This window comes from Sphingobacterium mizutaii, assembly GCF_900187125.1.
GTDB lineage: Bacteria > Bacteroidota > Bacteroidia > Sphingobacteriales > Sphingobacteriaceae > Sphingobacterium > Sphingobacterium mizutaii.
On record NZ_LT906468.1, the window covers coordinates 1,933,148 to 1,956,810 of the forward strand.

Consider the following 23,663-nt stretch of genomic DNA (forward strand, 5'->3'; position numbering starts at 1 on the left):
CCATGAAACAGCTGTTTGACGAACTTTCATACTCGGTTAGCAAGATAACAACCCAGAAATATAGCACTAGTTTTTCCTTGGGAATCCTGTCGCTGAAACCCTCAATTCGATCTGCAATATATGCCATATATGGGTACGTGAGATTAGCCGATGAAATCGTGGATAGTTTTCATGGATATGATAAAGAGAAGCTCTTGAGCCGGTTAAAAACAGAAACCTATGTTGCACTTCACGAGGGGATATCCCTTAATCCAATCCTTCAATCCTTTCAAGAAACGGTAAATCTTTTTAAAATAGACATAATACTAATTGAAAAGTTTTTGCATAGTATGGAAATGGATCTGCGGAAAATAGACTACAATTCAGCGCTATATGAAGAATATATTTTTGGTTCCGCGGAAGTAGTCGGGTTGATGTGCCTGCAAGTTTTTACGGATGGCGACGCCGAAAGGTATAAAGAACTGGAACCTTATGCAATGAAATTAGGCTCCGCTTTTCAAAAAGTTAATTTTTTAAGGGATTTGAGGGATGATTATCAGGTTTTGGGAAGGACCTATTTTCCAGATATCGATATGCGCATATTTGATAATTGCGTGAAATGTCGGATTGAAAAGGAAATAGAAGAAGAGTTTAGAATTGCTTTTGTTGGAATTAAGAAACTGCCCAGCTCCGCTAGGTTCGGTGTATATTTAGCTTATAGGTACTATTTGTCATTGTTCCAAAAAATAAAAAGAAGATCCTCCAAAGAGATATTGAATAATAGGATTCGGGTTCCCAATGCCGAAAAGGCATACGTGGCGTTCAAAAGTTATGTACGATATAAAACGGCTTTTTTATGATGAATATAACTGGTTTGCTCATTAGTTCAGTATTCTTTTTAAGGATTTTTAGTCCAATTGCTGTAGAAGATGTGAGGTCTAATTACAGCAAGTTGGTATCAAACCGGGCATTGTGCGAAAGAATGATTGGAGAATTGATGGAATCTAAAAACAATTCGGCTACTCATCTGGGATATTTAGGTGGATTGCAAACTATTTGGGCCAATCATGTTTTTAGTCCGATTAGCAAACTCAAAACATTCAGAGAAGGAAAGAAAAACATCGAGAAAGCGATCAAAAAAGAACCTGAGAATGTTGAATTGAGGTTTATCAGGCTTTCTGTCCAAAAAAATGCTCCATCCTTTTTAGGGTACAAATCAAACATAAATGAGGATTCCGCTTTTATTAAGGAAAACAGTCTCCAAATTAGGTCGGAGATTCTTCTTAAGATGATAGGGACACTTTTAAAAGATTAATTTATGAGAAATCGGCTATACAGAGAGCAACAATTGAATTGTGACGTCGAAGAAGCCTGGCGTTTTTTCTCTTCTCCCAAGAACCTTTCCAAGATTACGCCTAAAGGTATTGGTTTTACAGTGCTGTCGGAATATGTCGCTGAGGAGATTGCTGAGGGTACGATCATCGATTATATCGTTTCTCCGTTACTTACAATCCCTTTGAAGTGGAGGACAAGAATCACCCATGTTGAACACAATAAATGTTTTATTGATTTACAGGAGAAAGGACCTTATAAGTACTGGAGGCATCTTCATGAATTCTTCCCCAATAAAGATGGGGTCTTGATGAAGGATACGGTAGATTACGAACTGCCTTTCGGCCTGGTAGGACAGATTGCACATTTGCTGTTAGTGAAAAGGAAATTGACGGATATTTTCGATTTCCGGCGCGACACCATAGAAAAACTCTTTAACCCAATTAACAACTGATATGGCTTTTTTAATCGTAATGATCACATTTACATTGATGGAAGGGGCAACCTGGATTATCCACAAATATGTCATGCACGGTTTCCTTTGGTTCCTGCACAGAGACCATCACGACCACAGCAGTGAGGGCGCTTTTGAAAAGAACGACTACTTTTTCGTAATATTTTCCATACCAACGATTGCTTTGATGTATTTCGGGTCGGTAGAAAATTTCAATTACCTGTTACATATCGGTTTAGGCATTTTGCTGTACGGAATGGCTTATTTTTTTGTGCACGATATTTTTATCCATCAAAGGGTAAAATTTCTGTCCCAGACCCAAAATCCCTATTTTTTGGCACTCCGCAGGGCACACAAGCAACATCACAGGCATATCGGGAAAGAAGACGGTGAATGTTTTGGATTTCTTTTCGTTCCATTCAAATATTTTAAAATGTACTTTAACTCTGGAAAAAAATGATGGCTTATACCTATTCCGCAATATTGTTCTTTACGGTCATCATATGTTTCATTGCCTCATACGATAAACGAATTTATTTTAATCGTCATTTTGGGGAGTTTTTAAAATCTGCAATTATTGTTGCCATTCCTTTCATCGCTTGGGATATATGGTTTACGGCAAAAGGTGTTTGGTGGTTCAATACCGATTATACGCTCGGAATAGTACTGGCTGGGTTACCGATCGAGGAATGGCTTTTTTTTATCTGTATTCCGTTTTCATGTATATTTACCTATTTCTGTTTCGAGAAGTTCTTTAGGTTGGGATGGCTATCTGGGTTTAATAACCTGATTGTTTTTATCAGTGTGGTAATCTGTTCGGTTATGGCATTGTTGCATTATGATAAAATATACACACTTATCACGGCAATCGCTACCCTAACAACCTTAATCTACCTGCATTTTATTGTTCGGGCAGAATGGATTGGAAAAGCATCGCTAGTATTTACGGTTTTGATGTTGGGTTTCCTTCCAGTAAACGGCGTACTGACAGGAACCGGATTGGAATCGCCCATAGTGAACTACAACCCCCGGGACTTTCTTGGGGTACGCATATTAACTATACCAATTGAGGATGCCGTCTATGGATATACGCAATTCCTTTTGGTTCTCTATTTTTTTAAATTATTTAAAAAAAGAAATGATGGTCATAAAAAATAGGATTTTGGTAATCGCATTTTCTGTGGTTCTGTTTACGTTTCTAAATTCGTGTTCATCCATTCCCAAAGGTGCTGAAGCGGTAAAAAACTTTGAAATGGGTCGATACCTGGGAACTTGGTATGAAATTGCCCGGTTTGATTTCAGTTTTGAAAAGGATCTGGACAATGTTTCCGCTCAATACAGCTTGAACGATGATGGCTCTGTTAAGGTATTGAACAGCGGTTACAACTACAAGAAGGGGAAATGGAAAAAAGCCATTGGTTTAGCAAAATTTAGCGATAATATGCATATTGCTGAATTAAAAGTAAGTTTCTTCGGCCCTTTTTATTCGGGATACAACGTCATTGCATTGGACGAAAATTATCGATATGCGCTGGTTGCTGGAAAAAGTTTGAAATATTTATGGATTTTATCAAGGACAAAAGATATACCCGATGGGATTAAAAAAAGCTTTCTAGACAGTGCGCAAAGGATTGGTTATGACACCTCTAAACTGATTTGGGTAAAGCACGATAGGACCGATAACCCATTCCTAAATGAGAAATAAATTTTATAGGGATGGCTATATTTCTGTAGGTCTAAATCTTTTGAACCTTAAGGACTTCATTTTTTAAAAAAAATGTTTCAATTGCAAAAATTATATAAAAATAATAGTTCTTGTACAAAGATCTAAAGTTTAATCATTTTCAAGTAATTAATAGTTACCATGATTTTTAGTTGTTCCTAAATAAGTCTATCAAAAATTTAAACGTCAAATTTGTCCAGTAAATAGCTTCATCGCTATTTGTTATTGGGATATTGGAATCTAATATTGATTTAAATCGGTCCCAATCCTTTGGGGCAATATCTGATTTCTCGTTAAAATAATGATCGGTTGAAACGAAATCAAGTTTGTTAAGGATTTTAGCAATATATGGTCTTCCCAATGATGATCCTTGGAGAACATAATGCCTGTTGTTCAGAATGTAGATTCGTGAGGATTTTCATTTCCTTCAACTCAGGTAAATCTAATTTTAAGGCGACAAAATCATTCTCAATTTGTTTTAAGCCTAAGAAGAAAGGATAGTGCTCCGTAAATTGTTGTACATGTGAATTCGTAAAGTGATGTATCTCTTTGTTAAACACATAGAACTTTTTTTATAGATCCGTGTAATCTTTTTCAGAATTCATATTTCGGATATAATTAATAACCAATGCTTCGGAAATTTGATGGAATTTTTTAGTTTCTTGCTTTAAATAATCGGTGATTTTCATTAAATAAATTTAATAATATATGACTTGTCTTTAATCAAAATAAGGTTGGAATTCAATAGTTATTTGGGAGGGAACATCAGTTTTACACAAGTTCCGGTTCCAATTTTACTTTTAATGGTGATATCAATTCCCAATTTATCAGCTATTCTTTTTACAATGGACATTCCAATTCCTGAGCCTTCATAGCCTGAAGAGTTAGACATGCGCTTAAACATTTCATAAATAGATGTTAGTTCTTCTTCTTCAATACCTATTCCATTGTCTGAAACAGTATAGATTATGCCATTATCGGTAGTAAAAGAATCTACAGTGACCAATGAAGAATCCACTTTCGATGAATATTTTATAGCATTGCCAATAATGTTCAAAAACAATTGATAAAGCAAAGTTTTCTCACCGAGTACAGGGTGTAAGTTATTAACGACCACATGAACATTATTGGACCCGAATCTATTTTTGCTCATATTGATAATTTCATACACAAAGTTTTCAGGTTCTACCACTTCTTTTTCAAAATTAAATGAGCTTGCTTTTGAGAATTGATGGATCTTATCAAGCATATTCATAATGATGTGTACGGAATCCAGAATATTTGAGGTCATTTTCTTTAAGAGCTGAGGATTGACATCCTGCCGATATTGAAGAAATTCAGTTGAAACTTTTATTGCAGAAAGAGGATTCTTTAAATCATGGCTAATGGTATAGGCATAGGTATCCAGTGCATTGTTCATTTCAATCAGCTGGGTATTCAGCGAATCAATTTCAGCGGCTTTATTTAACATCGAGTCTCTTAGGATTTCTCTGATACGTAAGATAAAATGAAGGTGTTTGGAACTCCATTTTCTGGAGGTTCCGTTCACTTGTTCGCGCCAAACATTGAAAGAGGAACGCGGTGAAGGTTTGAGGGTTCCCGTCAGCATATCCTCTTCATAAAATTTTTCAGGTTTTCCTGCCCATTCTCTATTTAACAGGATTTCTTTTCTAAACCAAATGATAAAGAAGTCTTTTTTATGGTCAATATTGGCAAAAGTTAGACCGGCAATTGTTTTTCCAAAGGCTTCATATATTTGATTCTGAGAATCTAGAGCGTGAGTTGTAAAGATGTGATCTTGGGCTAATTCTTTTAGTTGGGGGACTTGAGATCTCAACGTTTCCTTTTCCGGATGTAAACCTTCCAGGAAAACAGAGTCTTCAAATCCAATGGCGATTCCATCCGCTTCCAAGATATGTATAAGGGTTTTTGAGAATTCCCTTAATTCAGGGAAAATATTGGTCTTTAGTAAAACCTTTTCTTTCAGCTGAAGTTCAAGTTCCTGAACTTCTTTCAGATAAATAATTCTTTCTCTATCTTCCGACTGTTGAAATTTATTCGCTGCAAAATTAGTGGCCATTAAAGAGAAATTGCGAATACTAAGATCAATATGTTTGGGTGTTTCATGTTGGCAACATACAAGTCCCCAAAGTTCTCCCTTGATTATTATGGAAAAACTAATGCTGGATCGAAACCCCGCATTTTTTAGATATTGTAAATGCACAGGCGACAATCTCCTGATAGAAATATTTCGAAGGTCGATATCCCTATTATCAAGAGAACTGATCACTGACCCCTCTTCCTCCGTATCGACTATAAATCTGCAGTGTTTTGTTTTATAAAGTTCCCGTGCCTGTCTTGGAATATCAAATTCTGGATAATTCAACCCCAAATAAGAATGTAATTCTGGTCTATTTAAAGTTTCAGCGATGACGATTCCACTACTATCTTCATTGAATTGATAGACCATCACCCTATCTACCATTAGATTTTGTGAAAGTACTTCTGTTAAACCATCCCAGATGTCCTGCCCTTCATTTTGCAAGGCTATCAATTTATTGTTGATAATATTGCTAATGTTATTATTTTGAATGGTTGAGATCTCAAATTCCAAGTTTATAGCATCCAAGGAATTTGAGATGCTTAAATAGAATGGATTACCATCAATCGCTATTAAATTTGTGCATCTTTTGTGATCAGGGCGATTTTCAATTTCTTTAATGGTTTTGAGTATGAAATCCTTCTCTGCAATATTTAAAACAAATGCATCGGATAGGGATTTGCCTATAAGATCCTTTGAAGATATTTTTGGCAGGTACTTTTGGATATTTTCGCTAACTGCTTCAATATTTAAGGATTGATTAACAATTATTACAAATCCTAAATCTTGAATCTTACCTAGAAATTGGATCTTTTCATCCTCACAATTTATCTTTTCCATTTATGTTAATCTATTAGTTTGTAGAAATTCTTAAAAAGCAAATTAAGAAAATCAGTTCCTAACAAAGTAAGCAGAAAAATTTTAAAAATATGTTAAAACATATTGACAAATAATATAATATCAATCCCTGATCTTTCCTTTAACGTTTATGATATACGAAACGTGGTTTTATGGAGTGTGTATATTTCTCAAATTAAAAAATATTATTGGTTTTAAGACGGGCAATTAATTTAATTTTTGCCCTAATAATTCTTATTGCCTTCGTTTGTGGGATTTCAGGAAAAAATAGTTGTTTCCATATTTTGTTATCAAATCTTATGTTAGGAATGGAACTAAAATTGAAAATATCATTTTCTAGCATTAATAAAACCGGTTTAGAAACTGCATTATTTATTTAAAATGGATATGTTGTGGGTACCATTTCAAAAATTTGTTATTCTCGTTAATCGGAAGGGAGAAGATGAAGATTAGTGAAATTTACTGGATGCGGTGCTAATAGGGAATAAAAGATTAATATTGAAAGCCAGAAAAATTGTCTTTCCTGGCTTTTTGGTTATTTAGAGTTTTAATTCTCCTTCTTCACCAATACCTTCCTTACTTCCTGTAATCGCATTTTTCAACATACCAAATAAAGTTGCGATTTTATTGGAGCCAGAATCCCAATAGTGCGCTTCATCGGGTGTAACCTTAATTAATCTAATATTTGGATCTTCCTTTCCTTTTTCAAACCAGCCTTGCATCATCTTATTCCAATATCTGTCAATTCTTGCTTGATCTCTACTTAGTGTTGCAGTGCCATTAATACTTAAAAAGCTATAATTTTTAGGATCGGCATAAAACACTGAAATTTTATCATTCTTTTCTAAATTTTTATGCGTTTCACTTTCTGCAGAACAGATATACCATATATTTCCATCTTTATCCACTTCTTGTCTGCTCATAGGGACACCATGAGGATAGGGTGAATTTGGAGTAAATGTACAAATTGTACCGATGTCAATTTGATCAACAATTGATTTTAATTTTTTATGAGCTTCTTGATCTCTAATAATTTTCTCTGCCATAGTATGTTCTTTTGGGTTCAACACTTAATAGTTCACAATTGTTTAGATAAAAATTACCAGAACTTTTATTCAATTTTTTGTTAATGATTTTAAGCATTCTTCATGCTATTTAAAATAACAGGCTGCCTTTGACCTTGGAAGAGTAGTTACAGAAATTGATTTCTCTGATGATCCGCTCTTGCAAGGAAGGAATTTTTCATATATAGATCCTCAGAACTATAGACTGGGTGGTCCAAATTTCCATGAATTGCCCATCAATAGGCCGATAAATGGCACACACAACAATCAAAAGGATGTGTTTGCAAGAATGGATATCTTAAAGGGTAATACAAATTATTTTCCAAATAGCCAAGGAAATGGATGTCCATACCAAGCTATGCTTAAAGGGGAAAAAGCTTACCAAACAGGAAAACGACAGGTTGATGGTAAAGAAAGTAAGAGCAAAGTCGAGTTCATTTGCAGAACACTTTACTCAAGCTAGATTATTTTTTAATTATTTAAGTCCTGAGGAGCAAAACCATGTTATCAATGCTTTTAGTTTTGAGCTCTCGACAGTAAATAATGAAGATATCAGAAAGCGTGAATTGGCCAATTTAAATCATGTTCATCCAACATTGGCAAAAGCTATTGGGAAAAACTTAGGATTGACACCATAGAATCCCTTGATCCGCTTACTTTACAATTTGCAAGGCAAAATCACCCAAATTATCCATTAAAGCTTAATAAACCTGAGATTGAAAAGTCTGAATTCTTAAGTATGAAGGTTAAAGGTGAAGAGGGTAATATCCGTAGCCGGAAAATTGTATTTTAGTTGATGATAGTGTAAGTAAAGTATCGGTAGATTAAATGAAAAAATGACTTGAGAAAGATGGAGCTATTGCTGTGCTGATTTCTTCGCATGTTGGAAATTTGAAATATAAGGAAGGGGGGGGAAGAACCCATACAGCATAGTTATTTAACCGATGTATCAGTTTGTTTTGATGGTTTTTATACACCTAATGGCGACTCTGTATCCAAGTTCGCTCAAAATCCAGATTATCTTCAATTTATTAATAAAGGTTACCGTCACAGTAAAGTAATTGCATTTGCCAAAGGAACAGAGCAATTAGCAGCAAAATCTTTTATAGAAAAAGATCAAGGTGTAATATTTGAGTCAGATCCAAATTTGACAGATGCATTTGTTAATGCACTCAAAAAACATAGGGTATGGGAAAGAGAAAACCCTAGAAAAGTCCCTTCATAATAGATTACAATTATCTTTCCGCCATCTTAAAATCCGTTGAACTCTCAAAGCTTCTCCAGATTTGTGTCTGTTACTCAATATAATTACTTTAAAAGAAATTTCGAAAACCAATTCTGATTTTAAGGTTTGCAAAGATTCAATTTGTTTTTTTCTGGGCAATTGTTCTAACATCTCACTGATTTCCGTAATAGTAACATTACTGGTATCGGAATAAACTATTTTCAATAGTTGCCAATTCTTTATCAACTAAAACAACAAAACAATAGAAGGTAAATTGACCATTGCATCTCCCGGAACTAGATAGGTCATAAATCTAAATATGGATGATTTGTTACTTTTTTTCCACAGTTAACTAAGTTCTGATTTTAAATTATCCCTGTTGAAAGTAAAATTATTTTCTTGTAAATAATAATGTATAGTTTGTTCATTTGCTACCCAGAGAACATGAATATCTTGAAATTGAACAAAAATTTAAATTACCTTTAATTAACGCTAATAAAATTAGTAATTTTGTTTCAACTTACTAATATATATAGCGAATGTTTGGGTTTGATGATAAATTGGAAATATTAGCTGATGCGGCAAAATATGATGTTAGTTGCAGTTCCAGTGGAGGAAAGCGAAAAAATAATGGTGGGATCGGAGATGCCTCTACCAGTGGAATTTGCCATACCTATACTGAAGATGGAAGATGCGTTTCATTACTTAAGATTTTAATGACCAATTATTGTATTTATGATTGTTCATTTTGCGTTAGCCGTAGGAGCAATGATGTTCAAAGGGCAGCATTTTCGGTAAAAGAGGTTGTGGATCTTACCATGAACTTCTATAGGAGAAACTATATTGAGGGATTGTTTTTAAGTTCAGGAATTTTTAAATCTGCAGACTATACAATGGAACGAATGATGTTGGTGGTGAGGAAACTTCGAAGCGAAGAAAGGTTCAACGGCTATATCCATTTGAAAGCAATTCCCGGAGCAAGTGAGGCTCTATTAAAAGAAGCAGGGTTATATGTGGATCGTATGAGCGTAAACCTAGAGATACCCACGGAAAAAGGCCTGAAATTGGTCGCTCCTGAGAAAGACCATCAAACTGTAATCGAGCCATTATCCATCGTTCAGAATGAAATCGAAACCATTGAGCGAGATAAAAGGAAGTTCAAAAAGGTTCCTCATTTCGTTCCAGCAGGACAAAGTACACAAATGGTAATTGGCGCCACTCCAGAAAATGACCTTCAGGTCATGGAAACCGCCAGCAGGTTCTATAAAGAATTCAATCTCAAACGGGTTTATTACTCAGGATATATCCCAATAAATTCTAATGATAGCCTATTGCCTAAAATTGGCACAGCTCCGCCATTGGTGCGGGAAAATAGACTTTACCAAGCTGATTGGTTATTGAGGTTTTATGGATTTTCTCTTCATGAAATCTTAAACAATAGCCATCAACATCTGGAATTGGAAATTGACCCCAAACTTTCATGGGCATTGAGGAATCCACAATTCTTCCCAATTGATGTCAATACTGCGGAATATAAATGGATAATTAGAATTCCTGGGATTGGAAGGCAATCAGCCCATAAAATCGTTCAGGCCAGGAAATATGGAAAACTTCGGGAATATCAATTAAAGAAAATGGGAATAGCCTTTAACAGGGCCAAATATTTTATGGTTTGCCAAGATATGATTGTCAATACGGGATTTATTTATCCAGATGCTATTAAGAAGGCTTTATTGGATCACCATCCGGAGCCTAGGGTCTCGAATTCCGAATCACAGTTAAGCCTGTTCTGATGGATTACGTTTTTGATGGTAGTTTCAACGGTTACCTATGCTGTGTATTCGAGGCATTTGAGAGAAAAGAGTTTTATGTTACTCCTAAAGTGCTGGACATGATAGAACCAAATATTTTCAATCAACAGAGACAAGTTATGACCGTCCCTGAAAAATCTTCCCGTATTTTGAAAGGAATCGAAAAGATAATAGGAAAGAAGGACCTGAATATTTTCTATCATAATTTTCTTGCAGATCAAAAAGGAGCATGGGAAATAGGTTTTAGGACTATCATTCGTTTATTTAAGTATGGTAAAATTGACATTCGGGACTACGGAAACCCTGAAATTTTGCAGATACACAAAACCATTAAGCAAGTAAGTCGAGAAAGGCATAGAATGAAAGCATTTGTGAGATTCGTCAAATCTTCAGATGGTCTCTACACAGCGCTCATTGAGCCAGATTTAAATGTTTTACCTTTGATTATCCCATTTTTTAAGAATCGGTTTTCTGATCAGGATTGGTTGATTTATGATATCCGAAGAAATTACGGATATCATTATGATGGACGGGAGATTCACGAAGTCCTTACCTCTGAGAACCAGGAAATCGAAAATCCATATGCCTTAGAATTGGATCTTGACTCAAGAGAAACGGAATTTCAACATTTATGGAAAACCTACTTTAAGAGTACGAATATTGAAGAAAGGAAAAACATCAAATTACACCTGAGACATGTACCCAAAAGATATTGGAAATATTTAGTGGAAAAGCAATAATTGCGCAATTCCATGCCTAGGTATTTCAACTTCTTTTCAGGTTACTTATCGAAAATTTGCCACCAAAAGCTTGTAATGAACAAAACCTAGATTTGTGGCTTGTATTGGTTCATTTTTCAAATATGTAAAGGTTAAAACATTTTTTGAAAACAAGCCTGGGCGTATATCAAGAAGTACCGTGAATTGGAGTTTTTTATGTCGACAGCTTCCACTTGTTATAGGATTTCTTGTAGGGCAATTATGCCCTCTTCCAGCTCTTTTTCAGAAAGTGAACCATAGCCTAACCTGATACCATATATGGTCTCATTGAAGCTATAGGTATCGGGACTGATGATCTTGATTCCCTTGCTATTAAGTTTTTTGGGAATTTGGGACCAATCCATGGACTTATTGGGTACAATCCAGAAAGCCAAACCACCTTCGGGAACTGAATAAGTTGCTCTGTCCTCCATGTATTTTTTGAGCAAACCGGCCATAAAATCCCTTTTGGCTTTGTAGTGGTGAGACGCCTTTTTGATATGGCGTTTTATGGTGCCATCCTTGATAAGTTGCAGAACTGCCTGTTCCATAATACTGTCTCCTTGAACATCAATAATCTTTCGCAAACTACTTACCCTCTCCATCAGGGCTTCGTCATGGGTTACTAAATAACCTATGCGAAGGGCAGGCGCAACCACCTTGCTCATGCTGCCTATATATACATAATTTTTCAGTTCGCCGAAACTTGACAAAGGCAATACAGGGCGGTAACCAAAATGGAACTCGTTATCATAATCATCCTCGATAATCGTAAAACCGTATTCGTTGGAAAGCTGTATCAATTCCAACCTTCTCTTCAGACTCAATGTCACAGTGGTCGGATATTGATGGTGTGGGGTAACGTAAATTGCCCTTACCTTTTTACCCGATTTCAGATAGGCAATAACCTCCTCGATCAGCAAGCCGTCCTTGTCTACGCCTACCGGCAACAATGTTGCCCCAGCATTCTCAAAGGCGGACCAAGCAGGCTTATATCCTGGGTTTTCAACGATTACGTAATCATTTTCTGTAAACAAATATTGAGCTGTCAGATACATCGCCATTTGACTGCCTCGGGTGATACAGATATTATGATGATTGACCTGCATGCCTCTCTGGTGATTGAGCATTTGCACTATGGATTTTCGAAATTCCAGATCACCTAATTCGTTGCCATATCCCATCATTTGCCAACGTGCTTTTTGGTTGAAGATCTGGCGGTAAGCCCTTGCCAATTCTGTGATGGGAGCAATTTTACTGTCTGGGCTTCCATCATCAAACTGCAAATGATAATGTTTGTTTATGGCATTTTTTGCATTAAGAGTGCCACGTTTGCTTTTTTTGCCTCCCATAAAATCGGGCAAGGTATCGGACACAAAAGTACCCTGTCTCTCTTTGGGAGTTAACCAGCCTTCCATGATCAGTACGTCCAACGCTTCTACAACGGTATTCCTATTGACCTTCAAGAGCTGTGCAAGTTTTCTGCTTCCGGGCAGCGCCTCGCGTGGCATTAACCTGCCGGATTGGATATCATTTATAATGGCATCGGCAATCTGCAGATAAATGGCTTTATCTGATTTTCCATCTAATAATATTTCAAATTTCCAACCTCTCAGCATCTGGACTATCTAATTATATAAAAACTGTATCATTTTAATGGTCCAAATGTACGATACTTTTGTATAGCAATATTGCAATAACAATAAATAATTTAATTATGTCAAAATTAGAAACTGCCACAGAAGTAAAAAAATCGATCCACGCAGAACAGAAACAGTTCAGCTCAAAGGATTTCCATCAGACCTTTGCAAGACCATCCTTTGTTAGAACCTCACACGTCATCCACAAAAATGTTGAAAATGCAGGTATCCACAATCAGTTTTCGGAAGAAAGAAAGCACCCAGTTTTCTTTGTGGACCTGCCAAGCAAAAACGTAAGCATGACCATAGGTGGCCTGTTGCCAGGACAAAAAACTCACAAACACCGCCATACATACGAAACCATTTTGTATGTGCTTGAGGGAAAAGGATCTACGCTTGTAGAAGATGAAATCGTAGATTGGCAAGCAGGGGATGCAGTTTACATTCCATCTTGGGCTTGGCACCAGCACCACAACCTAAGCGAAGTCGAGGCTGCAAAATACATCGCTTGTGAGAATGCCCCGCAACTTCAAAACCTAGGTGTGGCATTACGTGAAGAAGAGGGAAGAGATTTTTAACCTTAAATCGAGAAAAGAAATGAATGAAGTGCCATTTAAAGGTGTAATTGCATATCCGGTTACACCATTCGACAACAACGAGAATATTGATATCCCACTATTCAGAAAACAAGTGGAACGCTTGATTAGGGTAGGTTCTCACGGCATTGCGCCATTGGGAAGTACGGGTGTCATGCCTTACCTCAGCGATGATGAAAAAGAGTCTTTGACCGAAACCTGCTTACGACAGGTAGCCGGCAGAGTACCAACATTGGTCGGTGTTTCAAACCTTACCACGGAGAAAACTGTTTACCATGCGCAATTTGCCGAAAAAGCCGGTGCCACGGCCGTAATGGTTATCCCTATGAGTTATTGGAAATTGAGCGATGATGAAATTGCAAAACACTATGACACTGTTGCGTCTAAGATTTCCATTCCGATTATGGCCTATAATAACCCTGCCACCAGTGGCGTGGATATGTCCCCAGCACTTTTGAAGCGTTTGTTAGAAATCCCAAATGTTACGATGATTAAGGAAAGTTCGGGTGATATTCTACGTATGCATTCTTTAAGAAAAGAATTAGACGATGGAGTGGCTTTTTTCAACGGTTCCAATCCCTTGGCATTATCCGCTTTTGCAGCAGGTGCAAGAGGATGGTGTACGGCTGCGCCGAATCTGATACCAGAACTCAATCTAGCTCTTTATGATGCTATACAGGAAAATGATCTTGAAAAAGCACAGCAGGTATTCTACAAACAGGTTGACCTGTTGAAATTCATTGTTGCCAAAGGTTTGCCCCGTTCCATCCAGGCAGGTCTAGATCTATTGGGAGTTGGCGGAGGGGGATTCAAAAGCCCATTGCAACCCCTTGATGCAGATGAAATAGCAGAACTGGATAGGATACTTTCAACAATAGACAATGAAGTCTACCAATATTAAATGTCATATAATCAAAGTAAAATGGAAAAAGCAATTTTTTATCACGCAGGTTGCCCTGTATGCATAAGTGCGGAACAGGACATTTTGACCCTCATACCCGAAGGTCAGATTATGGTAATCCATTTGGGTATGGAAAGATCTAAAGTAGACGAAGCGGCGGCATCAGGTGTAAAATCTGTTCCAGCCTTAGTTCTCCCCAATGGGAATGTATTACATATTAACTTTGGGGCTTCCATAGAAGAGCTAAGGTAATAACTATCTATAGCCCGAAGATGTGAATTTTTCGGGCCTATAGTTCATTGTCCACAGCTAAATGATATACCATATGAATCCACATTCAAAAAACAAACATCCAGATGCTAAGGCATCGGACAAGGTTAAAGTAACCGTGACCATCAATGGCACCACATACCAAATCCCATGGAATAAGCAGATGCCTTTGCTGTCTGCCATGCTAAATGCTGGGATTGACGCACCGTATTCTTGTGGCAGTGGAAGATGTGGCAGCTGTACTTGTAAATTGGAGAAAGGGGAGGTACGTTTAATGAGAAATTCTGTTCTGTCTGAAACCCACATACAGCAAGGCCTGATCTTGGCCTGTGTAGCAATGCCCATAAGTACGAGGATAAAGATAAATTATGACGAGTTCTAATCGTACTAAAACAACTGTACGGTTACCACTTTTTGGCCTGGACTACCTAATTATCCATAAACTGTACCGACATGATACACCGGAGATCGGATACTTTTGAGCAAATATTTAATCTTAACAAAATGGAGATCAACATCAGGAAAGTAGGTCTGGAAGATTTGGACGCTACAGCAGAGTTATTCAACCGCTATCGGGTCTTCTACCGACAGCAAGACGATTATGAAAAGTGCAAAAAGTTCATTCAAGACCGGATGGAAAACGATCAATCCCACATTTTTGTGGTTTATGCTGATGGCACTGCAGTTGGGTTTGTCCAGTTGTACAAACTTTACCATTACATCAAATTGGCCAAGCAATGGCTATTGAGCGATTTGTTTGTTCATCCCGACTACAGAGGCAAGGGCTTTTCGGTAGCGCTGATAGATAAAGCTAAGCAATGGTGCGATGAAACCGGTGCTTGCGGATTGATGCTTGAAACCGAAAAGACAAATGATATAGGCAACAGATTATATCCACGTTGCGGATTTGAATATGATGCCAACCACAACTATTACTATTGGTGGAAATAAGAAAAGGGGCAAACTTGAGCGGTTTGCCCTATACAAAAAATGCTATTGCGGTTCGAGCAGCAAAATTCCAAAAAATACAAAAATTGAAATGGAAACAACGGATCAACATCAGAGAACTAGAACCTCAAGCAACCAGATCTTATTTGAAATGGAAAAATACCTTTCAAATTTCGATCTGAATATAACAAACAAAGAGGTTGAAAAATTTCGTGCATCCCAAATAAATAAATGTCCCTAGTGCATTAAAGTCCATACCCAAGAGGCACGAATAACAAGGGAAACGGAACAGCCAATCTATGCACTGTCAGCATGGCAAGTGAGTTAACTTTTTACCGTAGCAGAGAAAGCCGTATGGGTGATGGTGGAAGAAGTTAACCATATCGCTGTCCATGGTTGGAGAGATGAAACCTTTCATAATTTGAATGGGTTTGATACAGAAATCAGGTAGTACAGCTCATCATCGCGATCAATCAGATCAACTTTTTAAACAGGATTGAAATACGTACCCGAAGGTTTACGTTCAACAGTATGCCCCATTCTGTAAAATGATTTAGAAGGAAAGAGAATGCTTGCCTTTTTTACATTATACCTTTTATTTATGATGATATTATCCACATTCAATGTAGTAACATAAACTTAGCAATTATTGAGTTACAAACAGAAGATTTAGTCATGATACAAGGGGGGTGATTAAAAATAGAAAAAATAAATCCGAAACCTAGGAGTTCTCGTATATAACCTAACGATACATTATAAACAAAAAACAAATAGGTTATGAAAGAAACAACCACTAAACAAGAGGGCTTTATTGAAGAGAATGATCGACAAATAAGCGAGCGATTAGGCAGAAGGAATTTTCTGAAGATTGCCGGAGCCGGTGCTGTTGGGATAGCAGCATTTGGATTGGTCGGGTGCCAGAAAGACGACCACGGACCGGATATGAGCGGTAATGGATTGTATTTCGGTAGCGGCGATATTGCTATATTGAACTATGCATATGCCCTGGAGCAATTAGAGGCAGCATTTTATATAGAGGTCATGAATAAACCCTATAGCGGAATCAGCGATTGGGAGACGATGTTATTTAGTGACATCCGTGACCATGAAATTGCCCATCGGGAGTTTTTCAAAACCGCATTAGGAAAGAGCGCTATTGCGAATTTGGAATTCAATTTTTCGGGCATCAATTTCTCCAATCGTGCAAACGTGTTGGCTACGGCCAAGGCTTTTGAAGATTTGGGCGTGTCGGCATATAACGGAGCAGGATGGTTAATCAAGAATGAAGCCTATCTGGTTTTGGCAGGCAAAATTGTCTCGGTGGAAGCAAGACATGCAGCTTTAGTTCGCGATTTAATTGACAACGGTACTTTTGCCAACAACGAGGTAATTGATAATCAGGGTTTGGACCTTGCCTATAGTCCGACGAAAGTATTGGAAATCGCAGCCCCATTTATTAAATCTAAGATAGATGTAAGAGATTTACCAACCTATTAATCCACTTTAAAATTTATTAAAATGAATTTATTTAACATCTTTGACCAGATTATGCAAGTCGATCCAGAGTTCGACGAGCGAGTGAGCCCTCGTCGCCGGGCGATCCGAAATATGATGTCCTTTGGCAAAAAGGTGAGCATTGCCGCGATGCCCTTTGTACTTAGCGATCTTTTTAAACGTGCCTATGGCCAGGCACCTACCGATGTGAACGGTGTTCTGAACTATGCGCTAACGCTTGAATACCTTGAAGCGGAGTATTATACAAAAGGTGCAGCAGCATCAAATTTAGTGCCCTCAGGCAAACCCGCGGGGGCTATTGCAACCATTCGCAACCATGAAGTTGCCCATGTGGCATTTTTAAAACAGGTACTTGGAGAGAAAGCGGTTTCCAAACCAATATTCGATTTTACAGCTGGAGGTGCTTTTCCCAATGTTTTCAGTAATTATGACACCTTTCTGGCGCTTGCCCAAGCCTTTGAGGACACCGGTGTACGTGCATACAAAGGACAGGCCGGCCTATTAAAGGGTAATCAAGTTGTGTTAACGGCAGCATTGCAGATCCATTCGGCAGAGGCTAGGCATGCCTCCCATATCCGACAGATGCGCAAAGCCAGAGGAGGAGCTGCAGCCGATCAGAAACCGTGGATAACAGGAGCAAACGATTCAGGCATAGGCGCTGCCGTAGATCCAGTTTATGCGGGGGAAGATAACAAAGTTCAGGCTGATGTGGATATAACAATGTTGCCAGGAATAGGTGGTAAAATTTCCACTGCCGCTGCGACACAATCGTTTGACGAACCGTTGTCTGCTTCAGCTGTTCTAGATATCGCGAAACTTTTCATAAAATAGTAGGGTTGATTTGATGTAACGGTAAGCCCGTATCGGAAGGTGCGGGCTTTAATTGGTAACATAATAGATTGTGTTATTCTTTGGGATTAAATACGTAATAACATGTACTAAAACATTCAATATGCTAATTTTCTATCATTTTAGCTACCATGGAAAAGTTGATGGGGATCTGCATAATATTTTTGCACTTTAATTTGTTAGTTGCAATAGCATAAAGAAAATATAACTCACCGCTTATTCCTATGATAATAAACTTTTTGGATTATCAATAGTTTGTGGTAAACTTAAACTTTATAATTTCCTCTCAAATAGAATTGGTTTTCTTTTTATCTACCATTAGTAAGTAGATGTCCTTCAGTTCTGTTGAGTTTTTCGAGAATATTCCATAAACATCAATATCTTCTAGGGCCAAATAAATCCTGATAAATTAAAAAAGCTTATGAATTTTTCTATAGACCTAAACGTTTTACAATTTTCTAAATTAACCATAATGTTTAAATTAATTTTCTCTGTGAACTGGTTATCATTTACCCGGTAATTTTTGCTGACTAAATATTTCCCATCACATACATTTCTGTAAGGGTCGGTACTAAACTGCCTCCTTCATTTTCCAATGTTATTGCAAAAGCCTCTGCCTTGTCAATATGGTGCATTTTCACCATGGAATGATCATTGGAAAGAGGGAGTAGTCCTGCATCAACTGGCTGACCATCAACAATAGCCCAAAGTTGGTACTGTTTTCCTGAAGGTACCAGGGGTAGGTTTGATACAGATAAAAAAACATCGGAAGTTTTAGTGTCCCAAAAGAGAACCGCTTTGGCCTCAGGATATTTTTCAATACCATGCAAGGTGATGGTCTCAACCGAAGGACGTTGTATTATTTGCCAACGTTCGTTTACATCTTTCAACTTGTCTAGGGATTCTTGATTTGAAGAAATTGCTTGTTGCATTTTTTCTAGATCTCTTTCCCTATAGTTCAAGAGTAGAATGTTCGAGGCTAAACTTAGGATTAATAGGACTGAAGCTGCTATGGTCAATGGCATCCATCTTTTTGTTCCCAAATTCGGAAGAGTATTTCTCTTTTCCATTTCTTTGCCTTCAATCTGAGTATTGCCGTTGACGGTAGCAGAGAGAGTGGCTTGCTCCTCCACTGTTAATGTGGACAATCGATCCCATATCGATGGTTTAATATCTTCATGGGGAGCAATGGCTTCATTGCTAGCCAGATCTTCCAGGAGTAATTGCACATCAAGAATCGCCTGTTGGACTTCTGGTGAATTTTTACGTATGCATTCCAGGATGCCCACTTCCTCCTCGGTGGCGAGCCCCAAAACGTATGATTCAATAATCCCAGACGATATGTATTCCTTAATGTTCAAATCTATTATTGTTCTTTCAAAATCTCACGTAACTGAATTAAAGCCGACCTTACCCTTGTTTTCACCGTACCTAGCGGGATATGAAGTTGGTCGGCGATTTCTTGCTGCGAATAACCGTGATAATATGCCATTTCAATGAGCTTTCTCCACTCAGGTTTTAATTTATCCAGCACGGTACCAAAACCAATATAATCAGACTTATCAGCTTGGTCAGTACTCGCAAAAATATGACTTTCTTTATTATTTACGATATCTGGAAATGATTGGTTTTTTTGTTCGTTCTGAACACCCTTTGATCTAAGGTAGTCCAGGGAAGCATTGCGTGCAATGTTTATCATCCAGGTATACAGCCTGCCTTTGTCCTGATTAAATAAGTCGACGTGCTTCCATATTTTGACAAACACATCCTGTATTACCTCCTCTGCATATTCTTTATGTATTACAATGCGGATTATGATACCGTATAATGCGCCTGCATAATTATCGTATAGATAATTAAACGCACGCCGATCTCTTTTCTTCAATAAATCGATTAGTGTATCTTCAGATAAGTGCTGTATTGGACTCAAGTGGTATATTCTATACGCGAAATCGAATATACAAAAATATAATTGAATGTGATCCTTTTTCCAATAGAGTTTAATAATGGATTGTTCAATGGGCACAGGATTTGAGCCCCGGAGAAAAAAAAACACTACCCCGGCAGCAGTGAATAGATTGTGTTTAATTTAAAATGAACCTCAATAAAATTATTGCATAAAACAAGCTTTACTTCAGGAATGTCGAATATGGTTGCTCATTATCCACCAATGAAGTGGATTTGTAACTTGAGTTAACTAATTTCTACAATATATTTTTCCATAACTAAACCTTTGAAAAATCCCATAAATCCACAGGCAGAAAAGGAAGATTAAAGAGCCTAAAAGCACAACAATTGGTTCATTTTTCACGCTATACGTAAATATCCATTCATGCGAATGGATGTTTACCTTATATTAATATTTTGATTTATTAATTTTCTAAAAACAATTCCTCAACATAGTGGGTTAGGTTTATGACATTTTTATATTAATACAGATTCTTGTTGTTTTGTCAGATTCAATAATATATGATGGAAACTCCATTGCCTATAAAGGATTTAATATTATTCAGGTTATATACTGGTAAACCAATCTTTGAATTGGAAATTTTTGAAAATTTTACAGAGGATCTAACATTTCTTCTGGAGGAGAAAATGATCGTTCCATTAAATAAATATATACAATTTGATTATCCTTATGACTTTGAGCTTACCGAAAGGGGTTTAAAGCATCTTTTTAGGTAATCTATGTTTGAAACAGCATAAAGTCTATTTTCCTGTTTTCCTATGTGGACTGTCAACTGGTTTGGATTCTGGTGAGCCTTTTTGACGAAGAAAAATTGTTAATATAACTATTGAAGCAACCGATAGAAATTCGCTTTGCCAATTCTGAAAAGTTTCGAACCAAAAAGTGGGTTCATACAAATATTCACTTATCGATATGGAAGGCTTACCTTCCAGTGCATTCTCCTCCATTTTCCCCTTATAACTGCCGAATAAATGTAATCCCCAAGATGCTATAAAAAGAATCAAAAACGCAATAGAAAGTGAGTGTTTGTATATTAAGAGTCTCCATCCGCCACTTTTCACTGGCGCTGGCGCGCCTGGTCTGTAAATGGGTTCCCGATCCACCTCTTCTTTTTTGTCTATTTCCTTTGATTCAGCTGATCCAACTTGGCGAAGGAAAATAGTAAGTATAACATAAAGCGCCATCTGAAGGAATTCGCTTTGAAAATTTTCAAATGTCGCTGATATAAAATGGCCAGAAAATAAATAATCACCAAATAAAAGTTCCTTCCCATGTTTTTGATATTCACTAACACTTTCCTTCCAACCAAAGTAAATCTGACCAATCAGGGCCAACAAGAACAAAGAAATAAAAACGATTGATAATGAATTCCTGTAAAAAAAACTTCTATTTGCTTTCATTTACATTATTAGATATATATAAGGAACATTTAGATCAATAATTGGTTTAGGCAACTTTTATTTTTTGATAAGCTGGCTGGTTAATGGTATAAAAAAATCCCCTCGGATAGGGAGGGGATTAAAACTCAACAAATATATTCAACATTAGATTTTATTAAGATAAAGCTTGAATTTCCCTTTTACTACATCAAATCCCTCGTCTTCCGCAAACGATGGAATCGTGAATTCAAAAGTGCCTTCAATATCCTCAGCTCCATTTTCTTTCTTTGTTATTTTGGTAAAATAGACCTTACCATCACCAAAAATGTATTGAGAATAATCTAAGAATGGATTATATCTAATAAATGAAAGGTTCTCCCTTTCATTAATTGATATATAATCGTCCATTTTATTAATTATCTGTTTCCCTGGGAGTGATCTGATAACATACTCATGGTTCAGAAGGATCTCCTTACCGACAGGAATCTTTACAAAGATAGTATGTATGGGAGATTCTTTTGAACCTTTCTTTTTCAAGGAAGCATGTAATGTAATATACCTAACTCCATTTGCATATTGGGGCAGGTTATGATAATTATAATCAAATTTTGGCCCACTGCGATAGTTCAAGTCAAATGCCCTTCCTTGTTGAATAAAGGTTTCTCCATTATAAGCTATTTCGACAAACCTATCATCTGGCAGGGGATTTCCTTCTTTGTCGCAGCTATTGAAAAAAATGGTTGATAGTAATAATAGAAAAAGTGTAAAGGTGGTGAATGCTTTATTTTTCATTTTAGATCTGGTTTCTAGATGAAACGAAACCTTTATCTTGAATGCTACATAGTAAAACTGTTTTTTTTTGAATTACAATAAAAAAAAATTCTATTCCCATTAAAGAAAGGTGAGAAACAAAAAAAACTCGGCGTAGAGGGTTATATTTCTGTATTTTCTTTGATTCAATGATTTTTTGTCATCCACTTTATCAACATAGACCGGAAGGCTAATTTTCTTAATTGATATTAGGAATCAATTTTATCTAAAGATTCAAACTGTAGGAAATAAAAACAGGCCCACTATGTCGAAGAAACGAAGGCTCCGGATAAAGGTGCGTTATTCGTCAACAAAATAGGTTGGCCTTTGGGATAGTCCTGATCGCTTGGTGGTCCCTCGGTATCGGAATGAAGGGGTCAAGGTCAGGGGGAAATGGTCTAAAGTGACGTTATCCACACACATGTTCATCAGAAGTCTCCAATCAGGTGGGCGCGACCGTCAAGGGAAGATTGGCAGAAAAGAGCTCTATGCGCCATGATTATGAAGATGAGATCTATACCGACCGAATATCTCACATCTTACTACATCCTGGACGGGTTGGATTAAATCTGGAAGAAATTGACCTCTCAGTGGGAATACGGATTCTTGAACAATAATATCATACTTACAACACAAGGCTGATCAAAGGCATAAACGATGCATTTGTTTCCTAGGGATGGTTCAACGATTTTGTGCATTGGCACAGGTAGCTGACAGCTACGGCAGGCATCCAGTTATTAGAGCATCTCTAGCCGCTAATTTTCGATACTGTAGGAGGCAGCAAGGCTCGGTCTGCCGGATTATGGGTAGCTCTGGAATATGATTGGATCAGGAAGATTACCAGAACGGTGAGGGAGGGTGTCATAGATGGCAAATTATATCTAATGGCTTATTATGGCGATGTTTTCATAAATATTAGATTAGCTGGTGTTGGCAAAAATTCCTTTACTGCACGATCAAGCAACCATTGCCCTTAATATTGACCTGAGAGGTATTTCAGTGTATAAATTGCTCTGAATGAGGCCGATTTGATCCATCTAAGTAACAGTCAATTTATTGTTGACATGTCTTTCTTGGTAGGGTAAAATGGCTTCAATCCCGTTGTCCTTTCTCTAGCCACATCTCCGGTTATAAAAATTTCAGCACGCCTGGCAAAGTCTCAAATGTTTCCCGGGTGGTCCCTTCAAACGTACCAACTAAAGCTTTCCTGTTCACCTGGTATTTTTCCGACAAATGACCGTGTATAAAGCGACCCATATTTTAAGGACGTCATTTGACTTCATCGGATTGATCGGGACAAGAATTGGTTTGGTCATTAAATGGGGAGCAAGTATTTTGATAAGGGTATAAAAAAGCCCCTCAACTATGAGTGGTTGAGGGGTGCACTTATTAACCGAGAAACGACATGCGTGGTGCCGTTAACGCAATAAAGATAATAAATTAAAATTACCAAGCACCTATTTTGGAAGGGGCTGATATAA

26 protein-coding genes and 1 pseudogene are annotated in these 23,663 nt (G+C 37.2%); 19 read left to right on the plus strand and 8 right to left on the minus strand.

The features are described from left to right. Nucleotides 1–2: 2 nt before the first annotated feature. The 6 genes from CKW03_RS08215 to CKW03_RS08240 are packed head-to-tail and all read left to right on the plus strand — an operon-like array spanning nucleotide 3 to nucleotide 3,470. A complete protein-coding gene (locus CKW03_RS08215; RefSeq protein WP_093095702.1) occupies nucleotides 3–839 on the plus strand; it encodes a phytoene/squalene synthase family protein in 837 nt (278 codons plus the stop codon). Then, nucleotides 836–1,294: a hypothetical protein gene (locus CKW03_RS08220; protein ID WP_093095703.1), complete on the plus strand. Its 459-nt coding sequence runs from the start codon at nucleotides 836–838 to the stop codon at nucleotides 1,292–1,294. The genes CKW03_RS08215 and CKW03_RS08220 overlap by 4 nt, the downstream gene beginning before the upstream one ends. 3 nt (nucleotides 1,295–1,297) lie before the next feature. After that, on the plus strand, nucleotides 1,298–1,765 hold the full coding sequence (locus CKW03_RS08225; protein WP_093095705.1) for an SRPBCC family protein: 468 nt from the start codon (nucleotides 1,298–1,300) through the stop codon (nucleotides 1,763–1,765). A gap of 1 nt (nucleotide 1,766) precedes the next feature. Beyond that, nucleotides 1,767–2,225: a sterol desaturase family protein gene (locus tag CKW03_RS08230; RefSeq protein WP_093095706.1), complete on the plus strand. Its 459-nt coding sequence runs from the start codon at nucleotides 1,767–1,769 to the stop codon at nucleotides 2,223–2,225. After that, the gene (locus CKW03_RS08235; RefSeq protein ID WP_093095708.1) at nucleotides 2,222–2,923 is read left to right on the plus strand and encodes a lycopene cyclase domain-containing protein; all 702 of its coding nucleotides are present in this window, start codon (nucleotides 2,222–2,224) and stop codon (nucleotides 2,921–2,923) included. The genes CKW03_RS08230 and CKW03_RS08235 overlap by 4 nt, the downstream gene beginning before the upstream one ends. After that, on the plus strand, nucleotides 2,904–3,470 hold the full coding sequence (locus CKW03_RS08240; RefSeq protein ID WP_236736443.1) for a lipocalin family protein: 567 nt from the start codon (nucleotides 2,904–2,906) through the stop codon (nucleotides 3,468–3,470). Before CKW03_RS08235 ends, CKW03_RS08240 begins: the two co-directional genes overlap by 20 nt. A gap of 356 nt (nucleotides 3,471–3,826) precedes the next feature. Here the strand turns inward: CKW03_RS08240 and CKW03_RS20345 are convergent, their stop codons facing one another. The 3 genes from CKW03_RS20345 to CKW03_RS08250 form a co-directional block, all read right to left on the minus strand. Beyond that, nucleotides 3,827–4,048, minus strand: coding sequence for a hypothetical protein (locus CKW03_RS20345; RefSeq protein WP_139185420.1), 222 nt, complete (start codon nucleotides 4,046–4,048; stop codon nucleotides 3,827–3,829). Nucleotides 4,049–4,236: 188 nt separating this feature from the next. Continuing rightward, nucleotides 4,237–6,429, minus strand: coding sequence for an ATP-binding protein (locus CKW03_RS08245; RefSeq protein WP_093095709.1), 2,193 nt, complete (start codon nucleotides 6,427–6,429; stop codon nucleotides 4,237–4,239). A gap of 557 nt (nucleotides 6,430–6,986) precedes the next feature. After that, entirely contained in the window at nucleotides 6,987–7,493 is a 507-nt protein-coding gene (locus CKW03_RS08250; RefSeq protein ID WP_093095710.1) for a pyridoxamine 5'-phosphate oxidase family protein, read from the minus strand. 130 nt (nucleotides 7,494–7,623) lie between these two features. Between CKW03_RS08250 and CKW03_RS20720 the strand changes: the two are divergent. The 5 genes and pseudogenes from CKW03_RS20720 to CKW03_RS08270 form a co-directional block, all read left to right on the plus strand. Then, nucleotides 7,624–7,833 (plus strand): annotated as a pseudogene (locus CKW03_RS20720) (catalase); the annotation flags it as partial. Between the two features lie 16 nt (nucleotides 7,834–7,849). Continuing rightward, nucleotides 7,850–8,149, plus strand: a complete 300-nt coding sequence (locus tag CKW03_RS20725; protein ID WP_236736444.1) for a catalase-related domain-containing protein — start codon at nucleotides 7,850–7,852, stop codon at nucleotides 8,147–8,149. Between the two features lie 284 nt (nucleotides 8,150–8,433). Beyond that, nucleotides 8,434–8,736, plus strand: coding sequence for a type 1 glutamine amidotransferase family protein (locus CKW03_RS20730; RefSeq protein ID WP_236736479.1), 303 nt, complete (start codon nucleotides 8,434–8,436; stop codon nucleotides 8,734–8,736). 539 nt (nucleotides 8,737–9,275) lie between these two features. Further along, entirely contained in the window at nucleotides 9,276–10,529 is a 1,254-nt protein-coding gene (locus tag CKW03_RS08265; RefSeq protein ID WP_093095713.1) for a putative DNA modification/repair radical SAM protein, read from the plus strand. Continuing rightward, on the plus strand, nucleotides 10,529–11,287 hold the full coding sequence (locus CKW03_RS08270; RefSeq protein ID WP_093095714.1) for a TIGR03915 family putative DNA repair protein: 759 nt from the start codon (nucleotides 10,529–10,531) through the stop codon (nucleotides 11,285–11,287). Before CKW03_RS08265 ends, CKW03_RS08270 begins: the two co-directional genes overlap by 1 nt. Nucleotides 11,288–11,502: 215 nt before the next feature. On the opposite strand, the gene pdxR is transcribed toward CKW03_RS08270, so the two are convergent. Continuing rightward, nucleotides 11,503–12,924 (minus strand): MocR-like pyridoxine biosynthesis transcription factor PdxR, encoded by a 1,422-nt coding sequence (gene pdxR, locus CKW03_RS08275; protein ID WP_093095716.1) that lies wholly within the window; start codon nucleotides 12,922–12,924, stop codon nucleotides 11,503–11,505. A 98-nt stretch (nucleotides 12,925–13,022) separates the two neighbouring features. Here pdxR and CKW03_RS08280 point away from each other — a divergent pair, with 98 nt between their 5' ends. The 7 genes from CKW03_RS08280 to CKW03_RS08315 all read left to right on the plus strand — a co-directional run bounded on the left by CKW03_RS08280 (nucleotide 13,023) and on the right by CKW03_RS08315 (nucleotide 18,006). Continuing rightward, entirely contained in the window at nucleotides 13,023–13,523 is a 501-nt protein-coding gene (locus CKW03_RS08280) for a cupin domain-containing protein (protein ID WP_093095718.1), read from the plus strand. Nucleotides 13,524–13,542: 19 nt separating this feature from the next. Then, the gene (locus CKW03_RS08285; RefSeq protein ID WP_093095719.1) at nucleotides 13,543–14,442 is read left to right on the plus strand and encodes a dihydrodipicolinate synthase family protein; all 900 of its coding nucleotides are present in this window, start codon (nucleotides 13,543–13,545) and stop codon (nucleotides 14,440–14,442) included. Between the two features lie 129 nt (nucleotides 14,443–14,571). Beyond that, nucleotides 14,572–14,694, plus strand: a complete 123-nt coding sequence (locus CKW03_RS20735; RefSeq protein WP_261771996.1) for a hypothetical protein — start codon at nucleotides 14,572–14,574, stop codon at nucleotides 14,692–14,694. A gap of 73 nt (nucleotides 14,695–14,767) precedes the next feature. After that, complete coding sequence (locus CKW03_RS08295) at nucleotides 14,768–15,094, plus strand: 2Fe-2S iron-sulfur cluster-binding protein (RefSeq protein ID WP_157739443.1); 327 nt, start codon at nucleotides 14,768–14,770, stop codon at nucleotides 15,092–15,094. Nucleotides 15,095–15,216: 122 nt separating this feature from the next. Beyond that, nucleotides 15,217–15,663, plus strand: coding sequence for a GNAT family N-acetyltransferase (locus tag CKW03_RS08300; protein ID WP_093095722.1), 447 nt, complete (start codon nucleotides 15,217–15,219; stop codon nucleotides 15,661–15,663). Between the two features lie 774 nt (nucleotides 15,664–16,437). Then, a complete protein-coding gene (locus tag CKW03_RS08310) occupies nucleotides 16,438–17,157 on the plus strand; it encodes a ferritin-like domain-containing protein (protein WP_093095725.1) in 720 nt (239 codons plus the stop codon). 81 nt (nucleotides 17,158–17,238) lie between these two features. Further along, on the plus strand, nucleotides 17,239–18,006 hold the full coding sequence (locus CKW03_RS08315; protein WP_307724192.1) for a ferritin-like domain-containing protein: 768 nt from the start codon (nucleotides 17,239–17,241) through the stop codon (nucleotides 18,004–18,006). Between the two features lie 548 nt (nucleotides 18,007–18,554). On the opposite strand, the gene CKW03_RS08320 is transcribed toward CKW03_RS08315, so the two are convergent. Further along, complete coding sequence (locus CKW03_RS08320) at nucleotides 18,555–19,385, minus strand: anti-sigma factor (RefSeq protein WP_157739445.1); 831 nt, start codon at nucleotides 19,383–19,385, stop codon at nucleotides 18,555–18,557. 5 nt (nucleotides 19,386–19,390) lie between these two features. Continuing rightward, nucleotides 19,391–19,909, minus strand: a complete 519-nt coding sequence (locus CKW03_RS08325; RefSeq protein WP_236736445.1) for an RNA polymerase sigma factor — start codon at nucleotides 19,907–19,909, stop codon at nucleotides 19,391–19,393. Between the two features lie 584 nt (nucleotides 19,910–20,493). Here CKW03_RS08325 and CKW03_RS08330 point away from each other — a divergent pair. Continuing rightward, a complete protein-coding gene (locus CKW03_RS08330; protein WP_093095729.1) occupies nucleotides 20,494–20,709 on the plus strand; it encodes a hypothetical protein in 216 nt (71 codons plus the stop codon). A 24-nt stretch (nucleotides 20,710–20,733) separates the two neighbouring features. Here the strand turns inward: CKW03_RS08330 and CKW03_RS08335 are convergent, their stop codons facing one another. Together CKW03_RS08335 and CKW03_RS08340 are read right to left on the minus strand one after the other, a co-directional pair. After that, the gene (locus tag CKW03_RS08335; RefSeq protein WP_093095731.1) at nucleotides 20,734–21,393 is read right to left on the minus strand and encodes a DUF6766 family protein; all 660 of its coding nucleotides are present in this window, start codon (nucleotides 21,391–21,393) and stop codon (nucleotides 20,734–20,736) included. A gap of 144 nt (nucleotides 21,394–21,537) precedes the next feature. Next, nucleotides 21,538–22,164: a hypothetical protein gene (locus CKW03_RS08340; RefSeq protein ID WP_093095733.1), complete on the minus strand. Its 627-nt coding sequence runs from the start codon at nucleotides 22,162–22,164 to the stop codon at nucleotides 21,538–21,540. Between the last annotated feature and the right edge of the window lie 1,499 nt (nucleotides 22,165–23,663).